This is a genomic window from Thermalbibacter longus, assembly GCF_023806485.1.
GTDB lineage: Bacteria > Chloroflexota > Chloroflexia > Thermomicrobiales > Thermomicrobiaceae > Thermalbibacter > Thermalbibacter longus.
Map to the genome: position 1 here is coordinate 63,763 of NZ_JAMSLR010000008.1, position 15,171 is coordinate 78,933.

Consider the following 15,171-nt stretch of genomic DNA (forward strand, 5'->3'; position numbering starts at 1 on the left):
CCTGTCGCCTGCTCGGCCAGAGCGCCTGTCAGCCCTCGAACACTTCCGCATGACGACGCGGGAAAACGCTTGGGAACCCAAAAATTCCGGTATATATTAGAGGGGTCTTTTCCTGCAGCCCTCCCGTGGCCGAGCTTGACCGCCTGTCCACCTTGCCCATCCCGACGCTGAAGCCGGCGTGGGAGGGAATTATTTCCGGTATAGAGTAGAGGGGTCTTCATCCCGAAACCTCGCCTGAGGCTACGCATCCTGCTACAGCCGCTGTCCAGATTTCCGCGTCTGCACGCGAAAGAAGCCTTGGGCATGAATTATTTCCGGTATAGAGTAGAGGCCCCTTTTCCTTAGCGAGAGAAGATAGCTCCTTGTAGGACGGTGGCTGGCGTCCACCATCAGGGGCAGCCGTCACTGACAGGACGGCGGCTGCCTCGCTTTTTTCCCCTGACGTTGCCTAGGTAGCGACTTAGGAGGCACGATGAAGACAATTACCATCCCTGACCGGATCGAGTACAGCATCACCGATGCAGCCCTGCTACTGGGCGTCAGCGCCGATACCCTTCGGCGTCTGGAGCGCCAGCACAAGATCAAGCCGGCGGTCAGACGCAGAGGACAGCGGCGGTATACCACGGCTGACATCGCGCTGATCGACCTGTACCGCGAAGGCGTCATCCCCGCCTTCGCTGACGATCCCGAGGCATGGGAGTAATCCCCTGGGCATCTGTCAGCCCGTCCCTCTTCTTCCTCGGGCTATCGGCGGCTGACTCCCGCCGGTAGCCGCCGGTGTCAGCACGGGGCTGACACCTTGTGGAGTAGGCACCAGCATGGGGCTGGTGCCGTAGTGCGTGAGGAAGCGGCGGTAACTGCCGTCGCTCACCTGCTAGCGAGCCGGGCTAGGCCGGCTCAGCCATCTTCAGCTTGGCGAAGCCAGTTCTACGCCGGCTGGCTTCGCTGTCGCCGAAGGGAAGCCGGTCTCGCCCTGGCCGGCTTCCCAGTCGCCGTGCTTGCGCCGTGCTCGGCGGCTGACGAACCACGGGGCACTACTCCCGAAATCGGCGGCAGCCGGCTGACTCCCGGCTGCCGTCGCCTTCGCTGGCGAAGCATCGCGGCGACTTCGCCAGGCCGAGCCGGTGCTGAGCCACTCGGCTGCGGATCGAGCCGGCGCTGAGCCACTCGTACACGCCGTGTCAGACCGACGGCAGACGCCAGCAGGCACGCGGGCCACCTGACCTGGCGGCCTCAGCCGCTGTCTGACCCTCGCCGTGTCGGTCTCTCGTAAAGTCACAGACGGAAGGACACGCAAGATGAACCTGCTGGAGCGACGCCAGCAGCTTTACGCAGACATGAAGGCGCTGCTGGATCGGGCTGAAGCCCGAGAAGACCGCAGCCTGACCGGCGACGAGTACGCGCTGTACAAGCGGCTTGAAGCCGAATTCGACCAGTTGACCGAGCAGATGCAGGACAGCCGCAGTCAGCCGGTGACGCTTGACCCGATCCTCCAGGCGATGTTTAACCGCCAGCCTGGCGGTGACAGCCGGGGCTTCCTGACGGCAGAGCAGCGGATGCAGCCGTCGCCGTCGGGGCTGTCCCTGGCCAAGGCGCTGCGCGGCATGGTCACCGGCGACTGGCGACACGCCGAGGCCGAGCAGCGGGCACTCGGCATCGGTGCCAATGGCGCTGTCCTGGTGAACGATGTCCTGGCCGGCGAAGTCATCGACCTGGCGCGGGCTAAGTCTGGCGTCATCGCCGCCGGCGCGCTGACCTATCCGATGGCGGCGGGCACGGTCAAGCTGCCGAAGCTGATCGCTGACCCGGCGGTGGCCTGGCGGCTGGAGCATGCGCAGATCGCCGAGACGACGCCGAACTTCGCTGCCGTCACCTTGACGGCCAAGAGCCTGGCGGCGCTGGTCAAGATCAGCGTTGAACTGCTGCAGGACAGCCCGCTGACGGAGAACGCCGTCAGGACGGCGATTGCGCAGGCGATGGCGGCAGAGCTTGACCGGGCTGCGCTGCGCGGCAGCGGCACCGATCCCGAGCCTCGCGGCATCCGCAACGTCGCCGGCGTCAACCTGGTTGACCTGGGTGCCAACGGCAGCGCGCTGACCAGCTATGACCCGATCATCGACGCCGTGACCGCCATCCGCAGCGACAACCGCGAGCCGAAGGCGTACATCCTGTCGCCGCGTGAGCAGGGCACGCTCTCGAAGTTTAAGGACAGCGCCGGCAACTACCTGACGGTGCCTGACGTGGTGGCGACGCTGCGCCAGGTGGCGACCTCGGCGGTGGAGACTACCGAGCCGGCAGGCACGGCGGGCAACGTGGGCGCGACGATCTACGTCGGTGACTTCAGCCACTGCATCATCGGAATCCGGCAGGAGCTGACCCTGGTACCGCTGCGGGAGCGGTTCGCGGACTACGGCGAGGTGGGCATCCTGGCCATCCTGCGGGCTGATGTCGCCGTGACCGATCCCAACGCCTTCGCCCTGGTCACGCCGGTGATCCCGTAGCCTGACGGCAGCCTTCAGGCAGGAGACGGCAGGGCTTCGGCCCTGTCGTCTCTCTTCGGCCCAGAATCTGCGTGAGCGCAAGAGAAGGAGTGTTCACGGTGCAGCAGGAGTACATGACGACAGGTGAGGCCGCGCTCATCCTTGGCATCTCCGGCCCACGGGTACGGCAACTGTGTGACGACGGCAGGCTTGAGCATCTCGACACGCCGCTAGGCCGCCTGGTACGACGCGAGAGCGTGCTTCGGCTGGCGGCGGAGCGGCAGCGTGATCCCGCTGTCCAACGCTGGGAGCGGCGCAAGCGGCGCTTCTCCCGCTGAGCCCCCTGTCAGACTTCGCTTCTAAGGGTCAGAAATCGGCTAGGGTAGCCCGTTTCTGACCCTTTCCCATGACACAGGTATCTCGATACCTGAGGACGCAGTACGGCACCGGTTTCTGGCTACGGTAGGTCGTTTTTGAACCGTGGAAGGCATGTCCTGAGATGAAGCTGACCCGTCACGAGATGGAGACACACGCTTGGCTTAACGCGGCTGAGGAGCACGCCGAAGTCTTCACCGAGATTCCGGCGGATATCCGCTACTGGCGTCGCATCGCGCAGACTGACCCTGCTGTCAAGGTCAGCGAGACAGCCTACGGCATCCGCGTGAGCTTGCCGAAGGCCAGGCTGAAGGTGAGCTACCGGTCACGGCGAACACGGAAGGGAAGCTAGGCATGGCGGTCTTCTACCTCTGGGCAAGCGATGAGCAAGGGCAACCGCTGCGCGTCGGCATCATCCTGGCAGACACCCTCAGCCAGGCTGAAGAGGTCGCGGTCAACCTGGCCAACGGCCAGGAGACGACGCCGGAGAACGTCACCGCCCTGATTGCCGAGAACTACCAAGACTACTTCGGCGTGGAGCCTGTCGTCATCACCGACCATGAAGGCACCGGGCTGTCCATCGTCACGCCGAAGACGAGCCTGCCGGCAGTGCTTGCGGCGCTGGAAGGAGAGCCTGACGATGCCATCCACTGACGGCTACGAGACGACCATAGCCTCAGCTTTCCTGAAGGCGCTAGAGGACGCGCAGCAGTCTAACCAGGCCGATGCCAGCAAGTACGCTGCGGGCTTCCTGGCAGGCTTCCGGCAGGCCCGCGCTGCCGTCCAGCGGGCTGAAGCCCTCGGCATCCCGCTGGCCGAAGTCGTCACGACCTTGCGCCAGCATGAAGCGCGGCTGATCCCCTGGCGGAACGCCGCCTGTCAGGAGCCACCGCCTGAACTGCGCAAGTGGCAGGCGCGCTCTCCCGCGAAGCAGCGGCACAGTCAGCAGCGGCTCGAAGCCTTTATCCGCCGTCGTCAGTCATAAGCACAGTAGCGGGCTGAGGTAGTCCGGCCCGCCAGAGAGGGTATATCGATGGGTTTCGTGTTTGAACAGGCAGGAGACATGACAGAGGCGTCAGCGATGCAGTGGCTGATCGAGGGCATCCTGCCGGAGCGCGGGCTTGCCATGCTCTTTGGACGCGGCGGCTCGCTTAAGAGTAGCGTCAGCCTGGACATGATGCTGCATCTGGCTTACGGGCTACCGTGGCACGGACACGCGGTGAAGCCGGTAGCCGGCCTCTTCATCGCGGCAGAGAAGCCCGACCTGACACGACAACGCAGCGTCGTCTGGCTGGCCGAGCATGGGCTGAAGCCGTCGCCGCAGGCACGCATCCTCGCGACTGCGCCGAATTTCCGAGATCAGAAGACCGTAGAGACCTTGGTACACGAGATGCGGCAGGCTCGCCTGTCGGTAGGCTTCATCGTGGTGGATAGCCTGTCAGCAACCTGGGGAGCCGGCCAACAAGACGGCGAGATGAGCAACCCGACGGAAGCCTACCGCTATTTCGACGGCATCAAGCGGCTGTCCGACGCCTTCGGCGCGTCGGTCTTGGTGATTCACCATGAGAACAAGCAGGGCAAGATGCGCGACGCTGAAGCCTTCCGCGACATCGTAGACACGCAGATAAGGGCGACTTATCTAACTAAGTCGGGCATGCTGCGACTCGAATGCACGAAGCAGAATGCAGCGCCGCTGTTTCAGCCGGTGACGCTGGCGGTCACGACGGCGACGGCTTCGGTAGGCCGTCAGCACTTCACGGCCCCTGTCCTGTCGAATGGCGCTGCCAAGTCGACGCCGGCGACTGACGACATGCAAGTGCTGCGCCTGATTGCTAAGGCTGGCGGCCAAATGACGACAACAGAAGTCAGTAGAAAGCTGGGCTGGTCGGACAGGACAGGCCGCCGTCGTGTAAGGCGCTTGCTTGATAACGGCTGGCTACGTGCCGAAGGCGTCACACGTGACCGCTTCCTGTCGCTAACGCCGGAAGGCTGGCGACTGGTCAGCGCGAAAGCTGAATAGCCCGAATCAGAAGCCCTCAGCCATCGCGGCTGAGGGCTTTTCTTTTGCCTTCGAAGGCCCCTAGAAGGCCCTCTGATCCTCGCTTCGGCCTCGCGAGTCCTGAGATACTGGCACGCTGTCTACAGCCCTCACAGGCCATCCTGGCGCGTCCTAGCCGGCCTCGAAGAGCCGATCCAGTAGCTCAGACGCCAGCAGGTGATCTTCCGGCAGCACGTGCATGTAGATTGACAGCGTGATCAGCGGCGATGAGTGGCCCATCCGCTCTTGGGCTACTTTGATCGGCACGCCAGCCCAGGCCAGCATCGTACAGTGCTGATGCCGTAGCCCGTGCATGCCGATGTACGGCACGCCGGCCCGCTTCGAGGCCCAGACCAAGGCGCTACGCAAGGCGCTGCGTGACGGCGGCCTGCCGTCCTCATAGCGGAAGACCGGCCCGCTGAAGCCCCCGCGATGCAGAAGCGCCTGGATCGCCTGATCAGGCAGGCTGACGCTGCGCCGGCTAGCGCGGCTCTTGGTCTCCCGCGTGACGAAGCGCCGGCCCTGAAGCTCGATCAGTCCTCGCTGTACCGTCAGGCTGCGATGCGCAAGCCGGATGTCTCCCCAGTCCAGGCCGAGAGCCTCAGATGTCCTCAGCCCGGTGTAGAGCACGACAACGAAGAGGTCACCCCACTGGCCCGGATCGGCCAGCATGGCATCGGTGAACGCGGCGACTTCTTCCCGCGTCCAGACGATGCGCGGCGCGGCCTCCACCTTCGGCCTGGACAGCCGGGCAGCCGGGTTGTCGCCGATGATCCCCCACTCTGTCGCGACTTGAAACAGCCGATGCGAGACGACATACGCCTTCTCCGCGATACGCGGCCCCTTGGCCTTGCCGGCTGCGATGACCTGCGCGATGTCCTGCGGCTTGACCTGGTCTAGCGGCGTCGCGCCGATCTTCGGCAGGACATGCCGGCGCAGCATCTCGCGGTAGTGCTCTTCCGTTGACGGCGAGAGCGAGGCCGATGCCAGCCACTGCTCGGCGAAGGCGGCGACGGTCAGCGTCTGATCTCTCGGCGGCGTCGCTGCCGGCGACAGCGCCAGGCGGCGTAGCTCGGCAAGCAGCGCGTAGGCGTCGTCTTCCGTCGCCGCGTACTCGTAGTGACGTTGTCCCTTGATGGTGATCTCGGCAACCCAGCGGCCATCACTGCGCCGCTGGTAGACGTAGCCCTGAGGTCGTCTCCCCACGACAGGCCCCTTCCGGCAGGCCCGACAGGGAAGCGCGGCAGATTCTGCTGTCAGATTCTGCTGTCAGTCCGGGATTCTGCTGTCAGGCGACAGGCCGAAAAAGCGCAGTCAGCGGAGATGTAGGGTCGGGTAGCTCAGTCGGTAGAGCACGTGACTGAAAATCACGGTGTCGCCGGTTCGATTCCGGCCCCGACCACAACAGGCCCCGCCCTTTGGGCGGGGTTTCCTCATACGTGCCGGCCCTCTCTCGAGTCATTCGATCACCTGGTACACCACCGGGCCTCAACACGAAGCTCGAAGATTACCGCCACTGATCGCCAACCGCGCTCAACGGCTCGGATCGATCTGCTGATCCGGCGGCAAAGACGACCCGTCACGCTCCTTGCGTCCCGCTGCGTAGTACTTCATTGTCTGCAGGTCATCCGGGAAGAAATAGATGACGCGAAACCGTGCATCCCGCGTGAACGGCTCTGACGCCAATCTGAAGCTGAGCACCCCCGCACCTCCGGCGGTCAGGCGCAACGGTATCAAGGCTCGCGCCGCTGTCGGCGGTGGAGCGCTCTGCTCGGCCTGCTGCCAGTATTCCCGAAACCGCGGCAGGGCTAGCAACCGGGCGAGCAGCGCCTGGCACCAAGTCTCGTCGTAGAACTGTGCTAGCTCGTGCCGTAGGGCATAGATCATCGCGAGCAGCGTCGTATCCGGTTCGGCCACCAGCCGGCCCGCCTGCGAGGCCGGATCGAACCAGGCCACCAGCAGCGGATCCCCTGCTAGGCCGCCGAGTGTCGGATCTCGTGGCGATACAGCGAACAGATCCGGAACTCTCCCGTTCCAGGAGAGTAACCGCGTCGTGCAGTCGAGCACGTACGCCGGGAAGGGAAACGCGTCGAGCTCAGCCCGCGAGACGTCCCGCGCCCAGCGGATGTCTTCTTCACTCGGCAGCGGAACCGAGACGCGATAGCCGAAGAGTTCCATAATCTCCCGCCGCTCACTGAAGCGAGCTCCCAGTGCGTCCAGGATACGCTCGACGGTCTCGCGAGAAGGTTGCGCCACGCGGCCGGACTCCACGCGCTGGAGGTAGCCCGTACCCAGGCCCGCTTCCAGCTCGACCCACAATTGCGTTCGCCCCAGCCGCTCGCGAAGCGCCCGCAGGCGGGCACCACCGAGGCTACCACGCTGGATCGTTACCCTCGACATGAATCCTCGATTCGACTTCGATGACGATGACCCGCGCAGGGAACACCACTAGCATAGCAGTAGAGGGAGCGAATAGAGCATGCTGCACAGCGCGTTCATTCGAGGATTTCGTGCAATGCTGCCGCTCTGGCTCGGTGCCGTGCCCTCCGGGATCGCCTTCGGGTTCACCGCCCGGCACGTCGGGTTGGACGCGTTCGAGGCTCAGGCCATGAGTCTCCTCGTCTTCTCGGCCCCAGCTCAGATGGCGACCATCGATCTCCTCGTGCGAGGCGTCACTCCGGTGCTGCCTGTCGTGGTCACCCTCAGCGTGAACGCCCAGCTCGCGCTGATCAGCCTAGCCTGCGGTCGCATCCTGCGACCAGGAATCTGGCCTGCCGCCGCCGTCGCGTTCCTGCTTACCGAAGGCTCGTTCGCCGTCGCGAGCGCAGCGCCGCCGCTTACCCTGGCGAGCCTGGGCGGTGCCGCTGCGAGCATGTACCTAGCTTGGAATCTGGGGACGCTGCTGGGACTGGCTAGCGCGGATCGGCTTCCCGCGCTCACCCACTTCGGGCTAGATTTCGTCATTCCGCTGACATTGATCGCGGTGCTCGGTCGTTGGCTGCGGGAGCCACCAGCCCGCCATCCAGTAGTCGTCTCAGCGCTGGCGGCCACACTGCTGCTACTGGTACTGCCCTCGACAGTTGCGATCCTGTGCGCAGCCATCTCGGGAGCGCTGGCAGGCACGGTGCAATTTCGGGATCGGGAGGCGATGTGGAACGGCCCGTCATCCTGACGATCGTTGCGATGGGGCTCGCGCTCTACTGGGTTCGGCTCAGCGGCCTCCTGCTTTCGAGGATTTCGATGCCCCGAAACCTGGAAAATGCTTTCAAGGGACTGGCACCAGCGACACTGGCCGCACTGGTCGTAGCAAGCCTGCTCGCGCACCCCCAAGAGTTGGGCTGGCGCGCACCGGCCGCGGTCGCGGCGCTAGCGGTCGCGATCCGCTGGCCACGCATGGAGGTGTGCCTCGCTACCGGCATGTTCGTGTACCTCGTGCTCCGGTGGACAGACGTCGGCATGTGAGTAGATCTGGCTTCGCGCTTGCGAGGGGGTAACGGCGATGGAAGAGCTGTTGGGCATCGAAATCACCGTCCGCCACGATCTGCGCCCCGGAGACCTGGGGCGCGTTACAGAGATGCACGGCCTCGTCTACGCTCGGGAGTACGCCTTCGATCACACCTTCGAAGCCTATGTGGCCGCAACCCTCGGCGAGTTCGGCCAGCAGTACCGGCCGGGCCGCGATCGGCTGTGGCTGGCCGAGCAGGGAGATCGGCTGGTCGGCTCGATCGCGATCGTGGGCCGCTCGGAGGACACCGCCCAGTTGCGCTGGTTCCTGGTGCTTCCCTCGTGTCGTGGGTATGGCCTCGGCTCCCGCCTGCTCGCGCACTCGCTGAGTTTTTGCCGCAGTGCCGGTTATCGCCACGTCTACCTCTGGACGGTCCACCCGCTGGAGAACGCCGCCAGGCTCTACCGGCGCTTCGGATTCCGACTCACCGAGGAGCTTCCAGAGAAGCCGCTCTGGGACCACCAGCTGCGTGAGCAGCGCTACGATCTCGAGCTCGCGGATGACTCTGATGATCGCCCAAGGGGCAGGTAGAGTCCTTCCGTATGAGCACTGTCAAAATGATGAGCGGTACCTGGTGCACATGCCCGCTTCCAGGACTGCCCGTCGATTCGTGAGCCGTAGGTGAGCGGGCTGGTCAGGTAGTCTCTCGCGTCCACAGCACCTTCACAGTACGCCGCCCGGAACGCCTGCGCCCTGCGCGCCCCCGAGCGCCTGGCTTGCCCGATCCCGGTGCCGTCCTGTCGCGCCTTACCGGCATCGCCGATACGGTGAGTGCCTGCACGGTGTGCGCGCCTGAACGGTGTCGCGGGGCCGGTCGGGCCGCTCTACCCAACGGTGGCTCACCAAGCTGCGACCGCCAATTGTTGGTCTGCCGGCTGGCATCCATAGCCTCCGCCAGTGCCTGTATCGTCTCCAGAAGTCGTACCGTCGAGTCACGTCCCCGGCTTACTCGGGCTGTATAATCCCGTTGCCTGCGCTGGTAGCTGCCATTCCGTCGCCCCAGGGGCGTCTCCGGAGCGAACTGGAACGGGCCCCATCCCAGCCAATGATCATCGCCGGAGAACCAATCGCTCAACTGGGCGAATCGCTGGCGCACGCGAAGGCGCGTGACCGCATCGACGAGCACGAGGAGGAGCCAGGGAGTCCCGAGCATGAGCAGCAGGAGCGCCAGTTGCTGCGTGAGCGACGCGCTGCGCGTGCTCATCGTGCCCCGGTGCCGAACGCTCACCCGCGACGAGGCGTTCGCCCCCGCTCTATGGCCGAAATCGGGCTCACCGCTGCCCACCGACACAACTGGAATGTGAACCGGTGAGCCAAAGAGACCACCTATCAATGGGATGGTGTGACCAATGCTGGCTGGCCCCGCCCCACTCTCAGGTTGGCCAGCCTGCACTCGGTGCCAGATAATCTCTACAGAGAAGACCCACTGTCGAATCCAGCCCAGCATGCTGTCAAGTAATCGCCGTGCCCAGAGCATGCCTGGCTGGTAGTTCCATCTCGGTTGAGAAGAAGGGGTAATTGAGTTCGACACCTGGCTGGCCGTGAGTGAGGCTCCATCTGTGATCCCGCCCAGCTCCCCTTCTGGCCCCCGGGCTACCGGCCACGGGGAGCGCTGTTGAAGCCCTGGCAGCGGTGGAGGACAGCAACCCGCCTCTGCAACCGCGAGCAGCAGGAGCAACACACAGATCGCCAGCGACCACAGGAGTGCGCGCACTATCCTCCCTCCTCGATCCCACTGCTCATCTTCGGATAACCGTGCAGTGGCTGCCATGGCTAATCCTGCCCACCGAAATGATCGACGGAGGTCATTCGGGGCACGTGCACGGCATGTACTGCAAGTACTGGAGGATGAAGTACTCGAGATAGTTTTCTAGTACGAATAGTGTGAGATGAGGATTATTGTAGGTGCACTGCGAATGAACAGTTTGATAGTTCCTATCAGACCGAATATGAAGAGCTGCGTGCTCCGAGCGGACGCTAGCGCAGAGGTCTCAAGAGTGCCGGAAACCCCTCCCGAAGGCAGCCGCCGAGATTCGGTACCGCCCCGCTCTTTTCCGACGAAGAGGCCGGTGGCCTCGGGATCATCCCTGAGCCACCAGCCTCCCAACATCCACCACTCGAGCGGGCTCGGCACGCCGGCCGCAGTTGCGGCGCCGGTGTCCGCGTCCACCGGTTTCCTCCGCGGCTTCTCATCGGCCCTGGCGTACAATGCTGCCCAACGTGCAGACCAGATGGATCGCGGGGTCCCACTGTGAAGCCAGCGAACCGCCATGTGCCTGCCTGCGACCGCGACGTCAGCAACGAGAGGAGCGACGATGCACGCCGGAACCCCTGGGCCGGCTCTGTTCGAACTCGGGAACCGCTGGCGCGAGACCTACCCGGGCGCATCGGCCGGGATCCTCGTGCTGCGGGGGGTGCGGAATCCCAGCGGCGAGCCCTCCCTCGAGGAGTCGAAGCGGGGGCTGGAGATTGAGCTGCGGGCGCGCTACGCCGGCTTCTCGCGAGCGGATTTGCGGGCGCTGCCGGTGATCCGGGCCTACGAGGCATACTACCGCCGGTTCGGAGATACGTACCACGTCCTGCTCCAGCTCGAATCGGTGGTCCTCAAGGGGAAGCCGCTGCCGCACGCCACGACGTTGGTAGAGGCGATGTTCATGGCGGAGCTGAGCGATCTGCTGCTCACCGCCGGGCACGACCTGAGCACCCTAGCCCTTCCAGTTCGCATCGAGATCGCTGAGGGCCACGAGCGCTATACCCTGCTCAACGGTCGCGAGCAGACCCTGAAGGCCGGGGACATGCATATGGCCGATGGACTCGGCGTCATCTCCAGCGTCCTGTACGGACCGGACGTCCGCACGCGCATCACTCCCGAAACGCGGGATGTGCTCTACGCGGTGTACGCACCTCCTGGCATCGAGCCCGAGGCCGTGGCCGTTCACCTGGATCGGATCGAGGCCTACGTCCGGCTGGCTGCCCCGGATGCGCGCTGTGAGCTGAAGGCGGTGTACCCGGCCGGGTAGCCCTAGTGACGGAGGATACCGGGGCAGAGGGAGCGGCCCCGGGGAGCTTCGGGGCCGCTCCCTCTGCCACCTCAGGCAGGGTGCTCTTGGCTAGTCGGCCGCTGCCGCCACTTGAACGAAGAGATCGATCGCATGCAGGTAGTTCGTGGCGATCTTGTCCGCGGCCTGCTCTCGCGTCAGCGTGCCGTTGAGGAAGCCCTGCACACCATCCCACCACAGGGTGCGCCCGATCGCGAACCCGATGTACCCGGGTACGCCGGCGCCCTGCCGCAGCCAGTGATCCACCCGCTCGGGGTCCGCGCCACGGCCCAACACCACACAGCCTACCCGGTCGCGGCCTCCGCTCCTGACCTGTGCCGCCATCCGCTCGCAGTCCTCGCGGCGATCCAGCCCCTCGATCTTCCAGACGTCAGGCTCCACACCCGCCTCGTAGAACTCTGCTACTGCCTGGATCGTCAAACCTGGACGTACCTCGCGGTCATAACGCTCGCTGTCGCCCCCGACCGATTCGAGCTGCGCCTTCGTGGCCGGTACAAGGAGTTCGAGCAGGAACTTGCGACCCCGCTCGTGCAACCAGTTGTTCAGCCGCTTCAGTCGCTCGAACTGGATCCGCTTGGTTTCGGGATCATCGTCAGGATTGAAGCGAACCAGCACCTTGGAGAAAGTCGGATCGAAATCTTCGATGTGCTTGCCGAAATCTTCGCCGTACTCGAAGTCGAACACCTTCTGCCCGCTCTTCTCGACCGGCATCGCTAGGATGTACCCCTTGGCTCGGGCCTCCCTGGCTACCTGGCTGCCGTACTGCTCGTCGACGAGAATGCCGGCCGCCTCGCGCGGAGCGCCACGCGCGATGGCAGCCTCGAAGCCGGCAAAGATGACCGACTTCGCCTCGCTAATGCGCTGCTGCCGCTCTGCTTCCGGCACCCCCGCCTTCGCGGCCATCTCCTCGAACGAGCTGCGATGATCGAATGCCAGGATGTAGAGTGGCTTGTCATACCCAACAGCCATGGTTGACCTCCTTCGCTCTCCCTGTTCCACGTTCCTAAGCTACCCGATTAAGCCGGAGGAGGCAACTGCTCGACCCCCGAGTAGATCCCGGCCGCGATCCCTGCGAGAAGCGCCGCGCCCCGGGCACCCGCCTCCGTCACCGGTGGATACTCGAACCGCCCCAGTATCTCTCGCTTGATGGCGCGCACGGCTTCGCTCCGCGCCCAGCCGCCAGTGACCACCAGCCGCTCCACCGGCCCTGCTATCGCCTCGATCGTCCTCCGGATCCCCGCCGCGTGCCGTGCGACCGCCTCCAGCGCTGCGCGCCAGACCAGACCCGGTGATACGTCCCAGCCGATCCCCGTCAGCGCCGCGCGGTCTTCAACGACTCCTTCGACTACCAACCCGGCTGCCCCAGCCGGTGCCGCCAGAGCCGCCGCGTCCAGAGCCGCCCGTCCCGATTCGTCACAGCCGAGCAGGTCGAGGAAACGCTGAAGCGCTTTCCCCGAAAGGAAGCCTCCCTGGAGCGCGAGCTGGCCAGCCACGACATGCCAGCCGATCGTGACACCCCCAGCCACCGCGCGCAACACCTGCTCGGCGGCCACCGGCGGCCGTATTGCGCGCACCAGCGCCTCGGCTGTCCCGTTCGAGTCGAACAGGTCGCCCGGGTGGATCGCCCCAGCGCCGACCGAAGCACAGGGATGATCGTGACCGCCAACAGTCAGCACCGCCCCGTCGGCCCGTTCCAGGAGGCCAGGCCTGGCACGGCCCATCGGTGTGCCGGCCGGCACCGGCGGAGGCAATAGGTCGGGCGGCGCGCCTGCCCACAACAGCGCCTCGTCCCACCAGGAACGGGACGCGAGGTCGAGAAAGCCGGTGCGCGAGGCGAGCGAGAGTTCGGCGAACTGCTCGCCGCCGAGGCCATACACGACCCACTCGGAGACGTTGAGCCAGCGTCGCCCTCGCTTCGCCTGCGGGTGATGCGCCAGCAACCAGCGGTACTTGCTCAGCGTGCAGAGCCGGCTGACCGGCAGGCCGGTGCGTATCATGAAGCGCTCTTCCCCGAGTTCCGTAGCGAGCTGCCGAGCCTCGTCCTCCCCTCGAGCATCGTGCCAGGCAATCGCTGGCGCGACCGGCTCGCCGTGCTCGTCGATGAGCGCCCCGGTCTCGGCCATGCTGGTTACCCCGATCCCGATCACCCGGCCACTGGGCACCTGGGCGATGGCCGCGCGGGCCGCCGCCAGCGCCACCTCGATCAAGGCACGCGGGTCCAGCTCGGCTCCGCTCGGCACTGCCCGCCAGGGCGTGCGTGCCCGGCCATGGGCCAGCTCGCGCCCCTCGAGCGAGACGACTGTCGCCTTGCAGAAGGTAGTCCCAACATCGATGCCGAGCAGCAGCTCTGTCGTCATGGCCTCTCCCCTCTAACCGGCCTGTATGGTGAGCCCGGCGAGCAACGCGCGAGCCCTCGCCGGATCGAGGCGGCCGGCGAGTGACGTCTCGACGCTCGCCGCGCCGGCCGCAACCGCCTCGAGCATTGCATCCTGGAGCGCGCGGCCCCGCTCCAGCGCGGCCGCCAGCCCGGCGACGAAGGCATCTCCTGCGCCGATCGGGTTCCGCACGGTGACCGCGGGCGCCGAGACCCACCCTCGCACGTCGGCGCTTGCGACGGCGACGCCGGCCGATCCGGCGGTGACGAGCGCGGCGGCCGCGCCGCGCTCGCACAGGCGCATTGCAGCTTCGAGTGCGCGCGGTCGGACGTCGATCCCGTCCACCTCGACGCGCTCGTCTGCCGATCCATGAACGAGCGCCTCCGCCTCGAATAGGTTGGGAGTTACGATGTCCGGGTTTGCTTCCAGCGCCCGTGCCAGCGTTTGCCCGCTCGCATCCACGATAGTCGTGAGCCCGACCGCGCTCGCCAGGTGCACCAGGCGGGCGTAGGCGTCCGCAGGAGCCCCAGGCGGCAGACTCCCAATAGCGACGAAGACTTGATGCTCCTGAAGGTGAGTCGCGATCGCCTCCTCGAACGACCGCCACTCAGCCTCACCGATCGATGGTCCTGGCTCGTTCATCACGGTCACCCGTCCGGATTTTTCCAGCACGATCGTGTTGACTCGCGCTTCCCCCGCTATCGGCACGCCCACCACGGGAATCCCTTCGTCAAGCAAGTGATCGATCGCAGCGGAACCCGTTCGCCCGGCCGCGAACCCGACCAGCCGTGCCGGGCAACCTAGGTCGCGCGCGGCGCGTGCCACGTTCACGCCTTTACCCCCGGCTGTTACGGTGACACTGGTGAACCGGAGGACGTGCCCTGGCCGTAGCTCGTCGAGTCGAGCGGTGTGGTCGAAGCCGATATTGGGACTGGCAATGAGCACGCTTACCCTCCCAAGCTCGACCGGCAGTATCCCGAGGTGTCACGCCCCTGGCGAGCCGGCATATCTGGCGTCGCTAGGGTCCGGCGGTCACGCCACAAGTCGATCGGCTAGCGGTATCCTCGCGGAGTGAACCAGGTACGTGCGAACTCGTCCAGGAGCTGGCGAGGATCGAAACGAGGTGATCCGGCGCCACGGTTGACAGGATCGGGTACGACGCGGTATGCTTGCCGTTGCTGCGATGGGGAGTCGTCTAACGGTAGGACGGCTGACTCTGGATCAGCAAGTTGGGGTTCGAATCCCTGCTCCCCAGCCCGGGACGGCCGCCGGAATCTTCCGGCGGCTCTCGTTTCTCGTATACTTGCATGTACCGAACCATCGAGACGCCTTGAGCCAG

16 protein-coding genes and 2 tRNA genes are annotated in these 15,171 nt (G+C 65.4%); 13 read left to right on the plus strand and 5 right to left on the minus strand.

What is annotated here, in order from left to right:
* The first annotated feature begins 472 nt into the window (after positions 1 to 472).
* The 7 genes from NET02_RS11545 to NET02_RS11575 all read left to right on the plus strand — a co-directional run bounded on the left by NET02_RS11545 (position 473) and on the right by NET02_RS11575 (position 4,875).
* The gene (locus tag NET02_RS11545) at positions 473 to 703 is read left to right on the plus strand and encodes a helix-turn-helix domain-containing protein (protein ID WP_284057570.1); all 231 of its coding nucleotides are present in this window, start codon (positions 473 to 475) and stop codon (positions 701 to 703) included.
* A 595-nt stretch (positions 704 to 1,298) separates the two neighbouring features.
* Positions 1,299 to 2,501, plus strand: a complete 1,203-nt coding sequence (locus NET02_RS11550) for a phage major capsid protein (protein WP_284057571.1) — start codon at positions 1,299 to 1,301, stop codon at positions 2,499 to 2,501.
* A gap of 98 nt (positions 2,502 to 2,599) precedes the next feature.
* The gene (locus NET02_RS11555) at positions 2,600 to 2,818 is read left to right on the plus strand and encodes a helix-turn-helix domain-containing protein (RefSeq protein ID WP_284057572.1); all 219 of its coding nucleotides are present in this window, start codon (positions 2,600 to 2,602) and stop codon (positions 2,816 to 2,818) included.
* A 161-nt stretch (positions 2,819 to 2,979) separates the two neighbouring features.
* Positions 2,980 to 3,207: a hypothetical protein gene (locus NET02_RS11560; protein ID WP_284057573.1), complete on the plus strand. Its 228-nt coding sequence runs from the start codon at positions 2,980 to 2,982 to the stop codon at positions 3,205 to 3,207.
* A 2-nt stretch (positions 3,208 to 3,209) separates the two neighbouring features.
* Positions 3,210 to 3,509 (plus strand): hypothetical protein, encoded by a 300-nt coding sequence (locus NET02_RS11565; protein WP_284057574.1) that lies wholly within the window; start codon positions 3,210 to 3,212, stop codon positions 3,507 to 3,509.
* On the plus strand, positions 3,496 to 3,840 hold the full coding sequence (locus NET02_RS11570; protein WP_284057575.1) for a hypothetical protein: 345 nt from the start codon (positions 3,496 to 3,498) through the stop codon (positions 3,838 to 3,840). The genes NET02_RS11565 and NET02_RS11570 overlap by 14 nt, the downstream gene beginning before the upstream one ends.
* A 48-nt stretch (positions 3,841 to 3,888) precedes the next feature.
* Entirely contained in the window at positions 3,889 to 4,875 is a 987-nt protein-coding gene (locus NET02_RS11575) for an AAA family ATPase (protein WP_284057576.1), read from the plus strand.
* A 150-nt stretch (positions 4,876 to 5,025) separates the two neighbouring features.
* Here NET02_RS11575 and NET02_RS11580 read toward each other — a convergent pair whose 3' ends face one another.
* A complete protein-coding gene (locus tag NET02_RS11580) occupies positions 5,026 to 6,099 on the minus strand; it encodes a tyrosine-type recombinase/integrase (RefSeq protein ID WP_284057577.1) in 1,074 nt (357 codons plus the stop codon).
* 123 nt (positions 6,100 to 6,222) lie between these two features.
* Here NET02_RS11580 and NET02_RS11585 point away from each other — a divergent pair.
* Positions 6,223 to 6,295: transfer RNA gene (locus tag NET02_RS11585), tRNA-Phe, on the plus strand.
* A 131-nt stretch (positions 6,296 to 6,426) separates the two neighbouring features.
* Here NET02_RS11585 and NET02_RS11590 read toward each other — a convergent pair.
* Complete coding sequence (locus NET02_RS11590; protein ID WP_284057578.1) at positions 6,427 to 7,293, minus strand: helix-turn-helix domain-containing protein; 867 nt, start codon at positions 7,291 to 7,293, stop codon at positions 6,427 to 6,429.
* Between the two features lie 79 nt (positions 7,294 to 7,372).
* Between NET02_RS11590 and NET02_RS11595 the strand changes: the two genes are divergently transcribed.
* The 4 genes from NET02_RS11595 (at position 7,373) to NET02_RS11610 (ending at position 11,418) form a co-directional block, all read left to right on the plus strand.
* Entirely contained in the window at positions 7,373 to 8,065 is a 693-nt protein-coding gene (locus tag NET02_RS11595; RefSeq protein ID WP_284057579.1) for an AzlC family ABC transporter permease, read from the plus strand.
* A complete protein-coding gene (locus NET02_RS11600) occupies positions 8,044 to 8,355 on the plus strand; it encodes an AzlD domain-containing protein (protein WP_284057580.1) in 312 nt (103 codons plus the stop codon). The genes NET02_RS11595 and NET02_RS11600 overlap by 22 nt, the downstream gene beginning before the upstream one ends.
* Before the next feature lie 37 nt (positions 8,356 to 8,392).
* The gene (locus tag NET02_RS11605) at positions 8,393 to 8,929 is read left to right on the plus strand and encodes a GNAT family N-acetyltransferase (protein WP_284057581.1); all 537 of its coding nucleotides are present in this window, start codon (positions 8,393 to 8,395) and stop codon (positions 8,927 to 8,929) included.
* Between the two features lie 1,784 nt (positions 8,930 to 10,713).
* Positions 10,714 to 11,418 carry a hypothetical protein gene (locus NET02_RS11610; protein WP_284057582.1) on the plus strand — a complete coding sequence of 235 codons (705 nt, stop codon included), beginning with the start codon at positions 10,714 to 10,716 and terminating at the stop codon, positions 11,416 to 11,418.
* Positions 11,419 to 11,508: 90 nt separating this feature from the next.
* Here NET02_RS11610 and NET02_RS11615 read toward each other — a convergent pair whose 3' ends face one another.
* From NET02_RS11615 to NET02_RS11625, 3 genes are read right to left on the minus strand one after another with little or no spacing between them, the layout of a single operon-like run.
* Entirely contained in the window at positions 11,509 to 12,426 is a 918-nt protein-coding gene (locus tag NET02_RS11615; protein ID WP_284057583.1) for a 2-deoxy-5-keto-D-gluconate 6-phosphate aldolase domain-containing protein, read from the minus strand.
* 47 nt (positions 12,427 to 12,473) lie between these two features.
* Complete coding sequence (locus tag NET02_RS11620; RefSeq protein WP_284057584.1) at positions 12,474 to 13,814, minus strand: FGGY-family carbohydrate kinase; 1,341 nt, start codon at positions 13,812 to 13,814, stop codon at positions 12,474 to 12,476.
* Positions 13,815 to 13,826: 12 nt separating this feature from the next.
* Entirely contained in the window at positions 13,827 to 14,777 is a 951-nt protein-coding gene (locus NET02_RS11625; RefSeq protein WP_284057585.1) for a 1-phosphofructokinase family hexose kinase, read from the minus strand.
* Positions 14,778 to 15,016: 239 nt separating this feature from the next.
* Here NET02_RS11625 and NET02_RS11630 point away from each other — a divergent pair.
* A tRNA-Gln gene (locus tag NET02_RS11630) sits at positions 15,017 to 15,087 on the plus strand.
* Positions 15,088 to 15,171: the final 84 nt, after the last annotated feature.